Annotated in this window: 14 protein-coding genes; 5 read left to right on the top strand and 9 right to left on the bottom strand. The window is 63.1% G+C overall.

What is annotated here, in order from left to right; translation table 11 throughout:
* Positions 1–15 precede the first annotated feature (15 nt).
* Positions 16–654, bottom strand: a complete 639-nt coding sequence (gene kynB, locus ACTJLB_RS07935) for an arylformamidase (RefSeq protein WP_440782978.1) — start codon at positions 652–654, stop codon at positions 16–18.
* A 129-nt stretch (positions 655–783) separates the two neighbouring features.
* On the opposite strand from kynB, the gene ACTJLB_RS07930 reads away from it, so the two are divergent.
* Positions 784–1,299, top strand: coding sequence for an Lrp/AsnC family transcriptional regulator (locus ACTJLB_RS07930; RefSeq protein ID WP_020069181.1), 516 nt, complete (start codon positions 784–786; stop codon positions 1,297–1,299).
* 42 nt (positions 1,300–1,341) lie between these two features.
* On the opposite strand, the gene ACTJLB_RS07925 is transcribed toward ACTJLB_RS07930, so the two are convergent.
* Positions 1,342–1,851 carry a flavin reductase family protein gene (locus ACTJLB_RS07925; RefSeq protein ID WP_027804823.1) on the bottom strand — a complete coding sequence of 170 codons (510 nt, stop codon included), beginning with the start codon at positions 1,849–1,851 and terminating at the stop codon, positions 1,342–1,344.
* Positions 1,852–2,106: 255 nt separating this feature from the next.
* On the opposite strand from ACTJLB_RS07925, the gene msrA reads away from it, so the two are divergent.
* On the top strand, positions 2,107–2,655 hold the full coding sequence (msrA, locus tag ACTJLB_RS07920; RefSeq protein WP_440782977.1) for a peptide-methionine (S)-S-oxide reductase MsrA: 549 nt from the start codon (positions 2,107–2,109) through the stop codon (positions 2,653–2,655).
* Here msrA and ACTJLB_RS07915 read toward each other — a convergent pair.
* The 3 genes from ACTJLB_RS07915 to pdxH all read right to left on the bottom strand — a co-directional run bounded on the left by ACTJLB_RS07915 (position 2,642) and on the right by pdxH (position 6,119).
* The gene (locus ACTJLB_RS07915; protein WP_440782975.1) at positions 2,642–4,048 is read right to left on the bottom strand and encodes a DUF72 domain-containing protein; all 1,407 of its coding nucleotides are present in this window, start codon (positions 4,046–4,048) and stop codon (positions 2,642–2,644) included. The two genes, msrA and ACTJLB_RS07915, sit on opposite strands and share 14 nt — an antisense overlap.
* 71 nt (positions 4,049–4,119) lie before the next feature.
* Entirely contained in the window at positions 4,120–5,334 is a 1,215-nt protein-coding gene (locus ACTJLB_RS07910; RefSeq protein ID WP_020069177.1) for an SAM-dependent methyltransferase, read from the bottom strand.
* Between the two features lie 143 nt (positions 5,335–5,477).
* A complete protein-coding gene (gene pdxH / locus ACTJLB_RS07905) occupies positions 5,478–6,119 on the bottom strand; it encodes a pyridoxamine 5'-phosphate oxidase (protein WP_020069176.1) in 642 nt (213 codons plus the stop codon).
* 220 nt (positions 6,120–6,339) lie between these two features.
* Between pdxH and tcdA the strand changes: the two genes are divergently transcribed.
* Positions 6,340–7,191: a tRNA cyclic N6-threonylcarbamoyladenosine(37) synthase TcdA gene (gene tcdA, locus ACTJLB_RS07900; RefSeq protein WP_408130984.1), complete on the top strand. Its 852-nt coding sequence runs from the start codon at positions 6,340–6,342 to the stop codon at positions 7,189–7,191.
* A gap of 86 nt (positions 7,192–7,277) precedes the next feature.
* Here the strand turns inward: tcdA and trxA are convergent, their stop codons facing one another.
* Entirely contained in the window at positions 7,278–8,126 is an 849-nt protein-coding gene (gene trxA, locus ACTJLB_RS07895) for a thioredoxin (protein ID WP_020069174.1), read from the bottom strand.
* 96 nt (positions 8,127–8,222) lie between these two features.
* Positions 8,223–9,098 (bottom strand): pirin family protein, encoded by an 876-nt coding sequence (locus tag ACTJLB_RS07890; RefSeq protein ID WP_440782974.1) that lies wholly within the window; start codon positions 9,096–9,098, stop codon positions 8,223–8,225.
* Between the two features lie 175 nt (positions 9,099–9,273).
* Between ACTJLB_RS07890 and ACTJLB_RS07885 the strand changes: the two genes are divergently transcribed.
* Positions 9,274–10,155 (top strand): EamA family transporter, encoded by an 882-nt coding sequence (locus ACTJLB_RS07885; protein ID WP_440782972.1) that lies wholly within the window; start codon positions 9,274–9,276, stop codon positions 10,153–10,155.
* A gap of 101 nt (positions 10,156–10,256) precedes the next feature.
* Here the strand turns inward: ACTJLB_RS07885 and ACTJLB_RS07880 are convergent, their stop codons facing one another.
* Together ACTJLB_RS07880 and tsaE are read right to left on the bottom strand one after the other, a co-directional pair.
* Positions 10,257–11,870: an N-acetylmuramoyl-L-alanine amidase gene (locus ACTJLB_RS07880; protein ID WP_440782971.1), complete on the bottom strand. Its 1,614-nt coding sequence runs from the start codon at positions 11,868–11,870 to the stop codon at positions 10,257–10,259.
* Positions 11,852–12,424 carry a tRNA (adenosine(37)-N6)-threonylcarbamoyltransferase complex ATPase subunit type 1 TsaE gene (gene tsaE / locus ACTJLB_RS07875; protein ID WP_440782969.1) on the bottom strand — a complete coding sequence of 191 codons (573 nt, stop codon included), beginning with the start codon at positions 12,422–12,424 and terminating at the stop codon, positions 11,852–11,854. Before tsaE ends, ACTJLB_RS07880 begins: the two co-directional genes overlap by 19 nt.
* Positions 12,425–12,441: 17 nt before the next feature.
* On the opposite strand from tsaE, the gene queG reads away from it, so the two are divergent.
* Positions 12,442–13,689, top strand: coding sequence for a tRNA epoxyqueuosine(34) reductase QueG (gene queG / locus ACTJLB_RS07870; protein WP_440782968.1), 1,248 nt, complete (start codon positions 12,442–12,444; stop codon positions 13,687–13,689).
* Positions 13,690–13,763 lie beyond the last annotated feature (74 nt).

The following is a 13,763-nucleotide window of genomic DNA, read 5'->3' as shown; positions in this document are numbered from 1 at the left end:
ATGCGGATTCAACAATCAGTGCGCGTCTGGGAGCGCGCGAAGCACTGCGCGCACGGGGCTTGCGTCGAGCGTGGTCAGTTTCAGCGGCAGCGCGATCAGCTCGTAGTCGCCGGGAGCGACGTCGTCGAGCACGATGCCTTCGAGAATAGCCATGCCGTGCGCGCGAACGCGGTGATGCGCGTCCATCGTTTTCGATTCCTGTGGATCGAGCGAAGGCGTGTCGATGCCGATCAGCTTCACGCCGTTCGCCGCCAGCAGGTCGATCGTCTCAGGCGCGACGGCGCAGAAGCCGCTGTCCCACGCCGCAGTCGGCGCATTTCTGTAAGTTCGTAGTAAGACTCGCGGTGGCAAGTCGCTCTGCAAACCATCCAGGTGTTGTGGCGTCACAACAGGCGAGGCGCCAATGCAATGAATCACGCGGCATCGTCCGAGGTAGATGTCGAGCGGTACATGGCCAATCGCGGCGCCTGCTGCGTCGTAGTGCAAGGGGGCGTCGGTATGGGCACCGGTGTGCGGCGAGAGAGTCAGCCGTGCGACGTTCACGGGCGAGCCGGCCTCGATTCGCCAGACGCGCTCGATGCCAACCGGGGTGTCGCCAGGCCAGACCGGCGTTGCCGTATCGACGGCGGGGGTGATGTCCCAGAGTGTCTGCATGTCTCCATCTGCGGTTGATGTCTATAGGGAATGATAGGTGTCTGACCGCGAAATGTGATTGCGAAAAAATCACCTTCCGAGCCGTGTCTTGGAACATAATTTGAGACAAATGGGAAAGGGAGACCGAATATGAACGCGATCTCGCTCGACGCCACCGATTGCCGTATTTTGGCGGTGCTCCAGCAAGAAGGACGAATCAGCAATCTCGATCTCGCGGAGCGCATCTCGCTGTCGCCGTCGGCGTGTCTGCGGCGCTTGCGTCTACTGGAAGAGCAGGGTGTCATCGAACACTACCGCGCGTGTCTGAACCGCGAGGTGTTGGGATTCGAACTGGAAGCATTCGTGCAGGTGTCGATGCGCAATGACCAGCAGAACTGGCACGAGCGCTTTGCGGATGCGCTGCGCGATTGGCCCGAAGTGGTCGGCGCCTTTGTGGTGACGGGGGAGACGCACTACCTGTTGCGCGTTCTTGCGCACAACCTCAAGCACTATTCGGATTTCGTCCTGGAGCGTCTCTACAAGGCGCCGGGAGTGATGGATATTCGCTCGAATATCGTGCTGCAGACTCTGAAGGAAGATTCGGGCGTGCCGGTGTCGCTGGTCACGAAAACCGGCGGGCACGGCGCGCCGCACAACGACCGTTGAGGCGCGGCCTCGCGTTGGCGCCGTTGCAGGCGCTAAAAACGGTTACAGCGGTTTGAGCCCGTGAAACTGGCCGTTCTGAAACACGAGCGGCGCGATCTCCGCCGCATTCTCATGCACGCCGCAACGCTCCACCTCGCCGACGAAAATCACGTGGTCGCCTTCTTCGTAACGGCTGCGGTTGTGGCACTCGAACCAGGCTAGCGCGCCGTCGAGTACCGGCATGCCCGTGTCGCCCGCCGCGTGCGATACGCCTTCGAACCGATCGCCTTTGACCGTGGCAAAGCGCTTGCATAGATCGAGTTGCGACGAGGCCAGCACATTGACGACGTAATGGCTGTTCGTGCGGAACACCGGCATGGACGCCGAGCGCGTTGCGAGGCTCCACAGCACGAGCGGCGGGTCGAGCGAAACCGAATTAAACGAACTGGCGGTGATGCCGATCAACTGCCCGGACGCCGCACGCGTTGTGATCACGGTGACGCCGGTAGCAAACTGGCTGAGCGCCTGCCGGAAGGCGGCCTGGTCGAAATTAGGCGGGCTGGCTCGCTTCATTGTGCGGAGGCCGTGGATGCACGTAGACGGGAGGCCGCGTTAAAGCGCTTGCCCGCACAGCGGGAAACAGATAATTCGAAAGTCATAGTGAAAATCGTCGATTTGCCCCAATTTTAACTGCAATCGCGATGCACCGGCCGGACACAGAACGGCGCATCGCAAAACCCGCTAAGCTGAACACTGCGCCGGCACCATAAGCGCTATGGCGAAGCGGAAGCGGCATAGGCCGATCACGAGCTTGAAGGAGCGAGCAGCATGAGTCAGACAGGCGAAGTCGCCACCTTGGGTGGCGGGTGTTTCTGGTGCCTCGAAGCGGTCTATCTGGGCGTCGAGGGAGTGAACTCCGTGGAGTCGGGCTATGCAGGCGGCGAGACCCAGCGTCCGACATATGAACAGGTGTGCGATGGCGCAACGGGCCACGCCGAAGTCGTCAAGGTGGACTTCGATCCGGCGAAGATCGGCTATCGCGAGATTCTGGATATTTTCTTCGCGATCCACGATCCGACGCAGTTGAACCGTCAAGGTAACGACGTCGGCACGCAATATCGCTCAGTGATCTTCACGCACTCCGACGCGCAGCGCGAGACAGCTTTGCAGGCAATCCGCGAGATCGGCGCGCAGGGCATCTACGACGGCCAGATCGTCACGCAGGTACTGCCGCTCGACGGCAACTACTGGCCCGCCGAGGCCTATCATCAGAACTATTTTGCGCAGCATCCGAATCAGGGCTACTGCTCGTTCGTGGTCGCGCCGAAGGTCGCGAAGTTCCGCCAGAAGTTCGCGCACCGCATCAAGGCGAGCTGACGGGGAGTGCGCCGAGATCTTCGTGCTCGTGTGCAAGCCGCGCACAGGCTTCGACGATCTCGCGCGCCAGTTCCACACAACTGAGCGGCGCTGAGCCTTCAGCCTTGTTGTTGACCGCGATCACCACCGGCTGGCCGGCAAGCGCATAACGCGCGGCCAGTTCGGCGAGCGACGCGCGCGTCGCCGGGTCCTGATCGACGAGCCGGTCGAACGGCTCGTACTTCGCCTTCGCCTGCTCGTACTTGAAGCCGCCATGCAGGCTCCAGCGAACGATTAGCGGCCCGGCCGGTTCGCCGTCCAGCAGCGCGAGCGCAGCCGCCTGCCGAAGAGGGTCGGGCATCCGCGCATGGATGCCCACGCAGTAGCGCACGCCCGCCGCTTTGAGCGTACGAATGAAGCGCGGCGTGAGCAGACTGGCGTCGCGGATTTCGATTGCATAGCAGGTGCCTTGCGGCAGCTTCGGCAGCGCCATCAGAAAGTCGCCGAGCCGTTCTATGAACGCGGCCGGCTGCGCGAGCATCTGGTCGGGCAGCGGCGACAGCTGGAACACCAGCGCTCCGGCCTTTTCGCCGAGACCTTCCAGACACGGCGTGACGAAGTCGTCGATCGCCATCTGCGCGTTGAGAAAGCATGGGTTCAGCGACACCGGCTCGCCGCGTTCGGCGCGCACGGTTGCGTCGGTGATCGTCATCGGCGCTTTCACGATAAAGCGGAAATGCTCGGGCACCCGCTGCGCGTAGCGCAGATATTCGGTGACCGTGAGCGCCTGATAGAACGACCGGTCGATGCTGACTGTCTTCAGCAACGGATGCGCGCCGTAAGCGGTGAGGCCGTCGCGCGAGAGCTTGCTGTTGCTGTACTCATCGCCGTACACAATGCCGTTCCAGCCGGGAAACGACCATGTCGATGTGCCGAGGTGCACGTGCGGCGGCAGTTGCGCGGCGAGTGCGAGTACCTCCGGTGAGGGTGGGGCGGCGAGGATTTCCTTCGTGCGCCGCTTCTTTGGCGTATCGGCTGGCGGCGGGTTTGCAGCGGCGGATGTCGGCGCTTCGTCCTGCTGCTCGTCCTGCAGCCCGTCCTGCTGCCAGAGCGACGCGGCGGCGGCTTTCTCCCGCGCACCGCGCCGGCTCGCGGGCTTCGGCACAGGGGCGGAGTTGGCGGCCGGAGACTGAGAGGCGGCTTCCGGCGCGTGCGGCAATGGATCGCCCGATACAGTGCGCAAGGGCTTCGCGCGCGCTTCGGTTTCCGCCGATGCAACCGTCGACGCGACCGCCGGTTCCACCGGCATTCCGAATAGATCGAACTGTACCGCTTCGCTTTGCACGTCCGCCTGGAGTGGCGCTTCCGGCTCGCCCGGCGCCTGTTCCACTTCGCTTGTCCCGCTCTGGCCCATCGAGATTCGACCTGCTGTTCAGTAGTTTGCGCCGCGGCGGCACGCTGGTGCACGACGCTGCGGCGCTCACGTCACAGCGGCTTCTCGTACATGTAGCGGCGCGACCACGGCAGGGTTTTCGCACTGCGGCCGGCCTTCCGGCATACGACCTGATAGATGGAGACGTCGTCGTTTTCGAATGCGTACGCACAGCCGGCCAGATAGACGCGCCAGATGCGGAATTTTTCGTCGTCGACGAGCTTGCGGGCTTCTTCCGCATGCGCCTCGAAATTCTCCGCCCAGATGTCGAGCGTGTGCGCATAGTGACGGCGCAGGCTTTCGACGTCAACCGCTTCGAGCCCGCCGCGCTGCATCGATTCGAGCGCGAGGCTGATGTGCGGCAACTCGCCGTCGGGAAACACATAACGGTCGATGAACTCGCCGCCGCCAAGCGCGGTTTCGCCACTATCCGAGTCGCTCGACGTGATGCCGTGGTTCATCGCGACGCCGTCGTCGGCGAGCAGGTCGTGCATCTTCCTGAAATAACCCGGCAGATTTTTGCGTCCGACGTGCTCGAACATGCCCACACTCGTGATGCGGTCGAATTGCCCTTCGACGTCGCGGTAATCCTGCAGACGAATCTCGATCTGATTTTCGAGGCCCGCAGCTTTCACACGCGCCGTGGCGAGATCGAACTGGTTCTGCGACAGCGTCACGCCCACGCATTGCGCACCGAATTTCTGCGCTGCGCGCAGCACCAGCGCGCCCCAGCCGCAGCCGATGTCGAGCAGGCGCTGCCCCGGCTGCAACTGGATCTTGGTGAGGATGTGGTCGATTTTCTTGATCTGCGCGGTCGCCAGATCTTCGTTGCCGTTCTCGAAGTACGCGCACGAGTACACCATGTTCTCGTCGAGCCACAGCTTGTAGAACTCGTTCGAGACGTCGTAGTGATACTGGATCGCCTTCCGGTCCGACGCTTTCGAATGCTGGAAATAGCGCCGCATGCGTGCGAGTTTGCTCGCACTGGTGACGGTATTGCGCGCGAGCTGATAGCCCACGTTGATGATGTCCGAGAGCTTGCCCTCGATGTCGATCTTGCCCTTGACGTACGCCTCGCCCAGATTGTCGAGGCTCGGTTCGAGCAGGTAAGGCAGCGCCGTCGCGCTTTTCACATGCAACGTGACCTGAGGCGCGGCGAACCGCCCGAAGTCGTGTTGCTGGCCGTCCCACAGCACGAGACGTGCTGGTAAGTCAGCCTTGGTTTTTACTTCTTCCACCCACTGCGCCAGCTTTTTCTCCCAGAACATGCGATCTCTCCGTGTCCGTTGAACTAAAGCGAAGCTTGTGTGGAGCGCAAATCAATGCGGCGCGACTCCCATGCCGCGAGATGCGATCCGTGCGCCGCGCGCTGCTGCGTTGGCTGCGCGCTGGCGGCATTGTTTGTGTCGATTCACGGCGAGAGACGGGAGATCTGCCAGTTGCTGTTCTCGCTTACGCGCGTGTAAAGCAGGCGGTCATGCAGACGCGACGGCCGACCTTGCCAGAATTCGATTGCTTCGGGCACCAAACGATAACCGCCCCAATGCGGCGGACGGGGAGGTTCATCGCCATATTGCAGGCGCATTTCGCGTTCGCGCGTTTCGAGCTGCGAGCGGCTTTCAATCACCTGACTCTGATTCGATGCCCATGCGCCGATTCGCGAACCGGCCGGACGAGACGCGAAATACGCGTCGCTTTCTTCCGCGCTCGTTTTGACGACGCGCCCCTCGATGCGCACCTGGCGCTCGAGTTCGATCCAGTAGAACAGCAGGCTCGCGTAAGGATTAGTGGCTAGCTCGCGGCCTTTGCGGCTTTCGTAGTTGGTGAAGAAGACGAAGCCCCGTTCGTCGACGCCCTTGATCAACACGATGCGCGCCGAAGGCCGGCCGCGCGAGTCGACGGTGGCGAGCGTCATCGTGTTCGGTTCGGGCAGCTTCGCGTCGACAGCCTGTTGAAACCAGACGTCGAATTGCCGGAACGGGTTGCGATCTACGTCGCCGATGTCCAGAGAACCCAGCGAATAGTTTTTTCGAAGTTCGGCGAGTGAGGTCATGTTGTTATGCGAACGCTACAGTCAGGGCAGTATAGCTAAGGCATTAATTTTTTGCGCGCGACTGGGTCAAGCGCGACGCAGGCCCGGCGTGCATGAACGGGTAATGCCCCGGAGCGCGACAGGGTGATTGCGGCGGCAATGCTCATGCAGGCGTTCAGGCAAAATACGGCTGCGCGATCTAGAAGCGCGTCCGTTTCCTGCCTGTTCAATGAGTCCCATCATGTCGACCACCGCGCAATCTGATCTTACTACCAGCCTCGACGGGAGTGAAACCGCCGACCGTGCGCGGCGCTTCGGCGGCATTGCGCGTCTGTACGGCGCGCCGGCGCTCGCCGCTTTCGAAAGCGCGCATGTCGCGGTGATCGGCATTGGCGGAGTCGGGTCGTGGGTGGCCGAAGCGTTGGCGCGCAGCGCTGTCGGCACACTGACGCTGATCGATCTCGACAATGTCGCCGAGAGCAATACCAACCGGCAGATTCACGCGCTTGACGGCAACTACGGAAAACCGAAAGTCGAAGCGATGGCTGAGCGCATCGCGGCAATCAATCCGTTCTGCGACGTGCGCCTCGTGGAAGACTTCGTCGAGCCCGACAACTTCTCGACGACGCTCGGCGGCGGCTTCGACTATGTGATCGACGCTATCGACAGCGTACGCACCAAAACCGCGCTGATCGCGTGGTGCGTCGAGCGCAAGCAGCCGTTGATCACGATTGGCGGCGCGGGCGGTCAACTGGATCCGACGCGCATTCGCATCGACGATCTCGCGTTGACGATTCAGGACCCGTTGCTGTCCAAGGTGCGTGGGCAGTTGCGGAAACAGCATGGGTTTCCGCGCGGGCCGAAAGCGAAATTCAAGGTGAGCGCGGTGTATTCGGACGAGCCGCTCATCTACCCGGAGGCGGCGGTCTGCGATATCGATGCGGAAGCGGAGCACGTCACCACGTCGCCCGGTCATACGGGGCCGATCGGCCTGAACTGTGCGGGCTTCGGTTCGAGCGTTTGCGTGACGGCGAGTTTTGGTTTCGCCGCCGCCGCGCATGTGCTGCGTGCCTTGGCGAAACAGGCGGGGTGATGCGTTTCTGGCGCGGCAAGCGGCGTGCGGGACGAGCCGGAATTCAGCCCGACGCCGCACGCGAGGTGCGGGCGCCTACCCGCGCTTCAGTACAGCGCCGCGCTTAGCTTGCGCCGCCATTGCGACACCAGCTCCGGCTGATGCGCGGCGAGATCGAACACGGAGAGCATGGTCTTACGGCCAATGTCGTCGCGGAACGTGCGGTCGCGCTGCACGATGCCCAGCAGATGTTCCAGCGCGCCCTCGTATTTGCGGCGTGCGATCAGCGCGCTTGCCAGATCGAAACGCGCCTCCAGATCGTCCGGATGACTTGCGACGCGCGCTTCCAGTGCGTCGGTGGGCGGCAGGTCGGCGGCGGCATCCACGGCGTCGAGCCGCGTCTTGATCGCGTTGAAGCGCGCGTCGATGCCTTGCGTGGTTTTCGGCGACAGCAGATCGACTTCGTTGCGCGCCTCGTCGATGCGGTTGTCGTCGAGCAGCATCTCGATGCGATCCATGCGTGCTTCGTCGAAGCCCGGGTCGTAGGCGAGCGCGGATTCCAGCGCATCGTAAGCGTCTTCGCGGCGACCTTCTTCGAGCGCGGTCTGCGCCTCGAGACGCGCGGCATCCGCGCCTTGCGGCACGAGCCGCTCGATGAATTCGCGCAGTTGGCCCTCAGGCAGCACGCCGATGAACTGATCCACCGGTTGGCCGTCGGCAAACGCCATGACGTGCGGGATGCTGCGCACCTGGAAGTGCGCGGCGAGTTCCTGATTCTCGTCTACGTTCACCTTGACGAGCTTCCATTTGCCGGCGGCTTCGGCTTCGAGCTTTTCCAGCATCGGGCCAAGCGTCTTGCAGGGGCCGCACCACGGCGCCCAGAAATCGACCAGCACAGGGGCCAGTGTCGACGCCGTGATGACGTCCTTTTCAAATGTGGCCAAAGTGGTGTCCATTGCGTCCTCGTCGATAAAAACGGTTTGTCTGCTAGTTGGGGCCGAACGGCGTGGATTCAATGTTCAATGCGCGCCGCGCCGCGCCGGGACTGGCCGTCATTGTTTTTGCGGCAGCGGAATCCATTCGGTTTCGCCCGGCACTTTGCCCATCTCCTGATTGGTCCATGCCACTTTCGCGGCTTCAATCTTCTCGCGCGAGCTTGCGACGAAATTCCATTCGATAAAGCGTTCACCGTCGAGTTTCTCGCCGCCCAGCACCATCACGCGCGCACCGTGCGTGCTCGCGAGGGTGACGGTCTCGTCGAGCGCGAGCACTGCCATCTGGCCGACTTCGAGCGGCGTGCCGTCGATTTCCAGATCGCCGTCGACAAGATACACGCCGCGTTCCTCGTGCTCCGGTTCCAGCGCGAAGGCGCTGCCCGGCGCGAACTCGCCGGCGACATACAACGTGCCGGAAAACGTCGTGACAGGCGACGTTTCGCCGAAGGCCGTGCCGGCGATCACGCGCAGCGTGACGCCGTTGCGTTCGACCACCGGCAGCGTGTCGGCGGCGTGATGCGCGAACGACGGCTCCACCTCTTCGTCTTCGAGCGGCAGCGCGACCCACGTCTGAATGCCGTGGATGGTCTGGCCGTTCGCGCGGTCCTCGGCGGGCGTGCGCTCGGAATGGACGATGCCGCGCCCGGCCGTCATCCAGTTGACGTCACCGGGGATGATTTTCTGCTCGGAGCCGAGGCTGTCGCGATGCATGATCGCGCCTTCGAACAGGAAGGTCACCGTGGCAAGGCCGATATGCGGATGCGGACGAACGTCGAGGCCGACGCCCGGTTGCAGTGTCGCCGGTCCCATGTGGTCGAAAAAGATGAACGGTCCGATCAGCCGCGCGGCCATTGCAGGCAGCACGCGCCGCACAGTCAGACTGCCGACATCGCGCAGATGCGGTTTGAGAACTGCTTTGATCGAAGAGGACATGGCGGGCTCGGCTGAATAAGGAGGAAGAAATTTCTCAATGGACGATTCTACTGCGGAGGGCGCAACGACGACGTTTCGCAGCACAGTCCTGCTCCGAAAATCCGTAGCACGAACAATCACGTGTCCCGCCACCCTCCGCTAAACTGGCAGGTTCAATAATCAATTGGAGACTGGGATGTCACCCAGGGACCTGCTGCTCGCGCTGATCGTGGTGATCGCGTGGGGCGTCAATTTCGTTGTAATCAAGGTGGGCTTGCATGGCGTGCCGCCCATGCTGCTAGGCGCGCTGCGCTTCATGCTCGCCGCGTTTCCGGCGATATTTTTCGTCAAGCGTCCGCAATTGCCGTGGCGCTGGCTGCTGGCATACGGCGTGACGATCTCCTTGGGGCAGTTCGCCTTCCTGTTCTCGGCCATGTACGTCGGCATGCCTGCGGGGCTCGCGTCGCTCGTATTGCAGGCGCAGGCATTTTTCACGCTGATCTTTGCGGCGTTTTTCCTGCACGAACGCTTCCGCTTGCCGAACGTCGCCGGTTTGCTGATCGCAGCTGCCGGGCTCGCCGTCATAGGCATGCAAGGCGGTCACGCCATGACGCTCGCCGGTTTCCTTCTCACGCTGTGCGCCGCGTGTTCGTGGGCGCTCGGCAACATCGTCACGAAGAAAGTCGGCAAGGTGGATCTGGTCGGCCTCGTGGTGTGGGGCAGCCTGATTCCGCCGCTGCCGTTCCTGGCGCTGTCGTATGCGTTGGAGGGCTCGCAGCGAATCGCTGCGGCGCTGTCGGGTATCAGCGCCATGTCGATCTTCGCGATCGTTTATCTAGCGTTCATCGCCACGCTGATCGGCTACGGTTTGTGGAGCCGTCTGCTGTCGCGCTATCCGGCGAGCCAGGTCGCACCGTTTTCGCTGCTCGTGCCGATCGTCGGCCTGGCGTCTGCATCTCTCTTTCTGGATGAGCGGCTTTCCGGCGCGCAGATCGCCGGCGCGGTACTGGTAATGGCAGGTCTCGCGGTCAACGTGTTCGGCGGATGGGTCGCTCAGCGCCTGTCGCCGGCGCGTTGAATCGCGCTACTGAACGAGAAGGGAAGGAAAAACGGCCGCATTGCTGCGGCCGTTTTTTTGTCGTCGTATGCGTCGTCGTGTGAAAAGGCGCTATACGCGCGTCACGTCATGCGGTTCTTCGCGAGTGGCGGGTTCGCCGCAAAGTAACGCTTGATGCCAGTCATGATCGCGTCCGCCATCTTGTCGCGGTACGCGTCGTCGTTCAGGCGGCGTTCTTCGTCCGGGTTGCTGATGAACGCGGTTTCCACGAGGATCGACGGAATATCGGGCGCCTTCAGCACCGCAAATCCCGCCTGTTCGACCGAGCCCTTGTGCAGCTTGTTGATTCCGCCGATCTCCTTCAGCACGAAGTTGCCGTAGCGCATCGAGTCGCGAATCTGCGCGGTGGTGGACATGTCGAACAGTGCGCGGTTGACGGTCGCGTCGGCGGACTTGATGTTGATGCCGCCAATCTGATCCGACGAGTTCTCCTTGTTCGCCATCCAGCGCGCGGCTGCGCTCGACGCGCCGTGCTCCGACAGCGCAAACACCGACGAGCCCCGCGCCTCGGGCGTGGTGAACGCGTCCGCGTGGATCGACACGAACAGGTCTGCGCCAACGCGCCGCGCCTTTTGCACGCGCACGTTCAGCGGCACGAAGAAGTCGGCGTCGCGAGTCATCATGGAGCGCATGTTCGGCTGCGCGTCGATCTTCGCGCGCAGCTTCTTCGCGATGTCGAGCGCGACGTGCTTTTCGTAAGTGCCCGAGCCGCCGATTGCGCCCGGATCTTCGCCGCCATGTCCCGGATCGATCGCGACAGTCAGTAGGCGGACCGTGTTGCTCTTGCCCGGCTTCGGCGTGGTGAACGCGTAGGTGTCGTCGCTCGCGTCGTCGTCGTTGCCGAGGCTGTTAGCGCTGTTGCCACCGTTACTACCGTTACTACCGCTGCCTTTATTGCGCGCGATTGCGCTGGGCGGCGACGCGGGAGCGCCCGGTGTCGCCGGCTTCGCGATGATCGGCGGGATCGGCGGCAGTGGCGTCGGTGCGCCGTGCGCGGGCGGACGTTGCACGCTCGGCGCCGACCCGCTGCCGCCGTTTTGCGCATAACGCTCGAAGAACGCTTCGCTGTTGTCGGCGACCGGCGGCGTGGTGCCCGGGCCGCTCAACGTGGCCGGCGGCGCGTTGTTTTCTTCGTTCAGCGTTTGCTGCTTGCGCTCGCTCTGCGCGAGCAGTTCCATCAGCGGATCGGGTGCGACGGCGGGATACAGGTCGAACACCAGCCGGTACTTGTACGCGCCGACAGGCGGCAGTGCGAATACCTGTGGCTTCACCGAGCCCTTCAGGTCGAACACCATACGCACGACGTGCGGCTGAAACTGGCCGACTCGCACCGACTGGATCTGCGGATCGTTTGGCGTGATCTTCGAGACGAGGTCCTTCAGCGCCTGGTCGAGATCGAGGCCGCTGAGATCGACCACGAGCCGGTCCGGACCCTGAAGCAACTGCTGCGCGTTTTGCAGCGGCTGATCGGATTCGATCGTCACCCGCGTGTAGTCGCGCGCGGGCCATACGCGCACGCCGAGCACCGAGCTGGCGAGTGCAAGACGCGGTGCGACGAGACCGAGCACAAGCGTGGATGCGCCCGCGCACAGAATCTGCCGGCGCCGCCAGTTATGCGTTGCGGTGGCCGCTGATTCGATCGAGCGGAACGGTTTGATCAACATCTTTCGAGACATGCCTTTCCTGTTTCGCTGTATGCCCGTGCGACGAGTACGCGGCCGTCGCCCTCGCTATCCAGGTCGAGCGAGAAGACGAGATCCGGCACGCCGAGAAGACGCCCCGCGCGTTGTGGCCATTCGACGAGGCAGACCGCGCCGCTGTCGAAATACTCGCGAAAGCCGGCGTCGGCCCATTCGGCCGGATCGGTGAATCTGTACAGATCGAAGTGATAAAGCGCGAGTTCCCCAGTGGGTCGCTCGAGCACGTAGGGCTCGACGAGCGTGTACGTGGGACTGCGCACGCGGCCCGTGTGACCGAGGCCGCGCAACGTGGCGCGCACGAGTGTGGTTTTGCCGGCGCCGAGATCGCCGACCAGTTGTACTTGTAGACCGTGGAATGCCTGAGCACCCTGGCCGCTGACCTGGCCTTGTGCTGCGACGGCGACGCTTTCGATGGCCCGTGCGAAGCGCTCGCCGAATGCGAGCGTGGCGGCTTCGTCCGCGAACGTGAAGGCGCGTTCGAGCAGAACTTCGGCGGGCGGCGCGATCGCGCGATCGGGATGGTCAGGCATTCTCGTAAAATGGCGTGATGAACCGAAGTCCGGAGTCTCCCGTGTCCCCTGCGCCCAATGCGCCGACGTCTTGCGACGAGGCGCGCGCCGAGCGTCAATTCGATGAAGCGGCGCTGCATGCGCTCGCGCGAAACATCAAGACGTGGGGCCGTGAACTGGGTTTCGGGGCGATCGGCATTAGCGACACCGATCTCTCCGCTGCCGAAGCGCCGCTTGCAGCCTGGCTGGAAGCGGGGTGCCACGGCGAGATGGATTATATGGCGAAACACGGTATGAAACGCGCGCGGCCTGCCGAGCTTGTGGCCGGCACGCTACGTGTGATTACCGCTCGCATCGCCTATTTGCCCGCCCATGCAATCAGCGGAAAGCCGGGCGAAAGCGAACCGCAGGAAGTGCCGCCCAGCGAGGACTGGCGGGCTGTCGAGCATGCGCGCCTGGCCGATCCGTCGGCCGCGGTGGTGTCGATTTATGCGCGCGGCCGCGACTATCACAAGGTGATGCGTAACCGTCTGCAACATCTGTCAGAGAAAATTCAGGCGGAGATCGGCGCGTTCGGTTATCGCGTGTTTACCGACTCCGCGCCGGTGCTCGAAGTGGAGCTTGCGCAAAAGGCCGGCATCGGCTGGCGCGGCAAACATACGCTGCTGCTGCAACGCGATGCGGGTTCGCTGTTCTTCCTTGGCGAAATTTATGTCGATGTGCCTTTGCCGACCGACGCCGAGACGTCGCCCGAGCACGCGCCTGAAACGCCGGGCTCGCATTGCGGCAGTTGCGCGCGCTGCATCGGCGCATGTCCGACAGGCGCGATCGTCGCGCCTTACAAGGTGGATGCCCGCTTGTGCATCTCTTATCTGACCATCGAACTGAAGGGCAGCATTCCCGTCGACATGCGTCCGCTGATCGGCAATCGCGTTTATGGCTGCGACGATTGCCAGCTCGTGTGTCCGTGGAACAAGTTCGCGCAGGCTGCGCCGGTCGGCGATTTCGACGTGCGGCACGGGCTCGATCGCGCGTCGCTGGTGGAACTGTTCGGCTGGAGCGCGGACGAGTTCGACACGCGCATGCAGGGCAGTGCGATCCGCCGTATCGGCTACGAAAGCTGGCTGCGCAATCTTGCCGTGGGCATGGGCAACGCGCTGCGTGCGCCGCGCGAGACTTTAAGTGCGGACGCTCGCAAGGCGATCGTAGAGGCGCTCGAGCGCCGCGCCGACGACTCGTCTCACGTGGTGCGCGAGCACGTGCAATGGGCGCTCGAAGCGGCGTGAAAAGCGGCGTAAAGTATCGGCAATCCGCGAGTCTGTTGTACGTCTCGAATCATCGTCGCGCGAGTCAGGAGGCG

This window comes from Paraburkholderia sp. 22098 (genome assembly GCF_052045935.1).
GTDB lineage: Bacteria > Pseudomonadota > Gammaproteobacteria > Burkholderiales > Burkholderiaceae > Paraburkholderia > Paraburkholderia caledonica.
The sequence above is the reverse complement of the archived record's forward strand: the minus strand, read 5'-3'. Positions and strand labels throughout refer to the sequence as shown.

What these genes read in the sequence shown, in the direction of transcription:
- pdxH (WP_020069176.1), bottom strand. Translation starts at nt 6,119, where the DNA reads ATGACCTCACTCGCCGAACTTCGAAAAAACTATTCGCTGGGTTCTCTG.
- kynB (WP_440782978.1), bottom strand. Translation starts at nt 654, where the DNA reads ATGCAGACACTCTGGGACATCACCCCCGCCGTCGATACGGCAACGCCG.
- ACTJLB_RS07915 (WP_440782975.1), bottom strand. Translation starts at nt 4,048, where the DNA reads ATGGGCCAGAGCGGGACAAGCGAAGTGGAACAGGCGCCGGGCGAGCCG.
- tsaE (WP_440782969.1), bottom strand. Translation starts at nt 12,424, where the DNA reads ATGCCTGACCATCCCGATCGCGCGATCGCGCCGCCCGCCGAAGTTCTG.
- ACTJLB_RS07910 (WP_020069177.1), bottom strand. Translation starts at nt 5,334, where the DNA reads ATGTTCTGGGAGAAAAAGCTGGCGCAGTGGGTGGAAGAAGTAAAAACC.
- trxA (WP_020069174.1), bottom strand. Translation starts at nt 8,126, where the DNA reads ATGGACACCACTTTGGCCACATTTGAAAAGGACGTCATCACGGCGTCG.
- msrA (WP_440782977.1), top strand. Translation starts at nt 2,107, where the DNA reads ATGAGTCAGACAGGCGAAGTCGCCACCTTGGGTGGCGGGTGTTTCTGG.
- ACTJLB_RS07885 (WP_440782972.1), top strand. Translation starts at nt 9,274, where the DNA reads ATGTCACCCAGGGACCTGCTGCTCGCGCTGATCGTGGTGATCGCGTGG.
- ACTJLB_RS07880 (WP_440782971.1), bottom strand. Translation starts at nt 11,870, where the DNA reads ATGTCTCGAAAGATGTTGATCAAACCGTTCCGCTCGATCGAATCAGCG.
- ACTJLB_RS07890 (WP_440782974.1), bottom strand. Translation starts at nt 9,098, where the DNA reads ATGTCCTCTTCGATCAAAGCAGTTCTCAAACCGCATCTGCGCGATGTC.
- tcdA (WP_408130984.1), top strand. Translation starts at nt 6,340, where the DNA reads ATGTCGACCACCGCGCAATCTGATCTTACTACCAGCCTCGACGGGAGT.
- queG (WP_440782968.1), top strand. Translation starts at nt 12,442, where the DNA reads ATGAACCGAAGTCCGGAGTCTCCCGTGTCCCCTGCGCCCAATGCGCCG.
- ACTJLB_RS07925 (WP_027804823.1), bottom strand. Translation starts at nt 1,851, where the DNA reads ATGAAGCGAGCCAGCCCGCCTAATTTCGACCAGGCCGCCTTCCGGCAG.
- ACTJLB_RS07930 (WP_020069181.1), top strand. Translation starts at nt 784, where the DNA reads ATGAACGCGATCTCGCTCGACGCCACCGATTGCCGTATTTTGGCGGTG.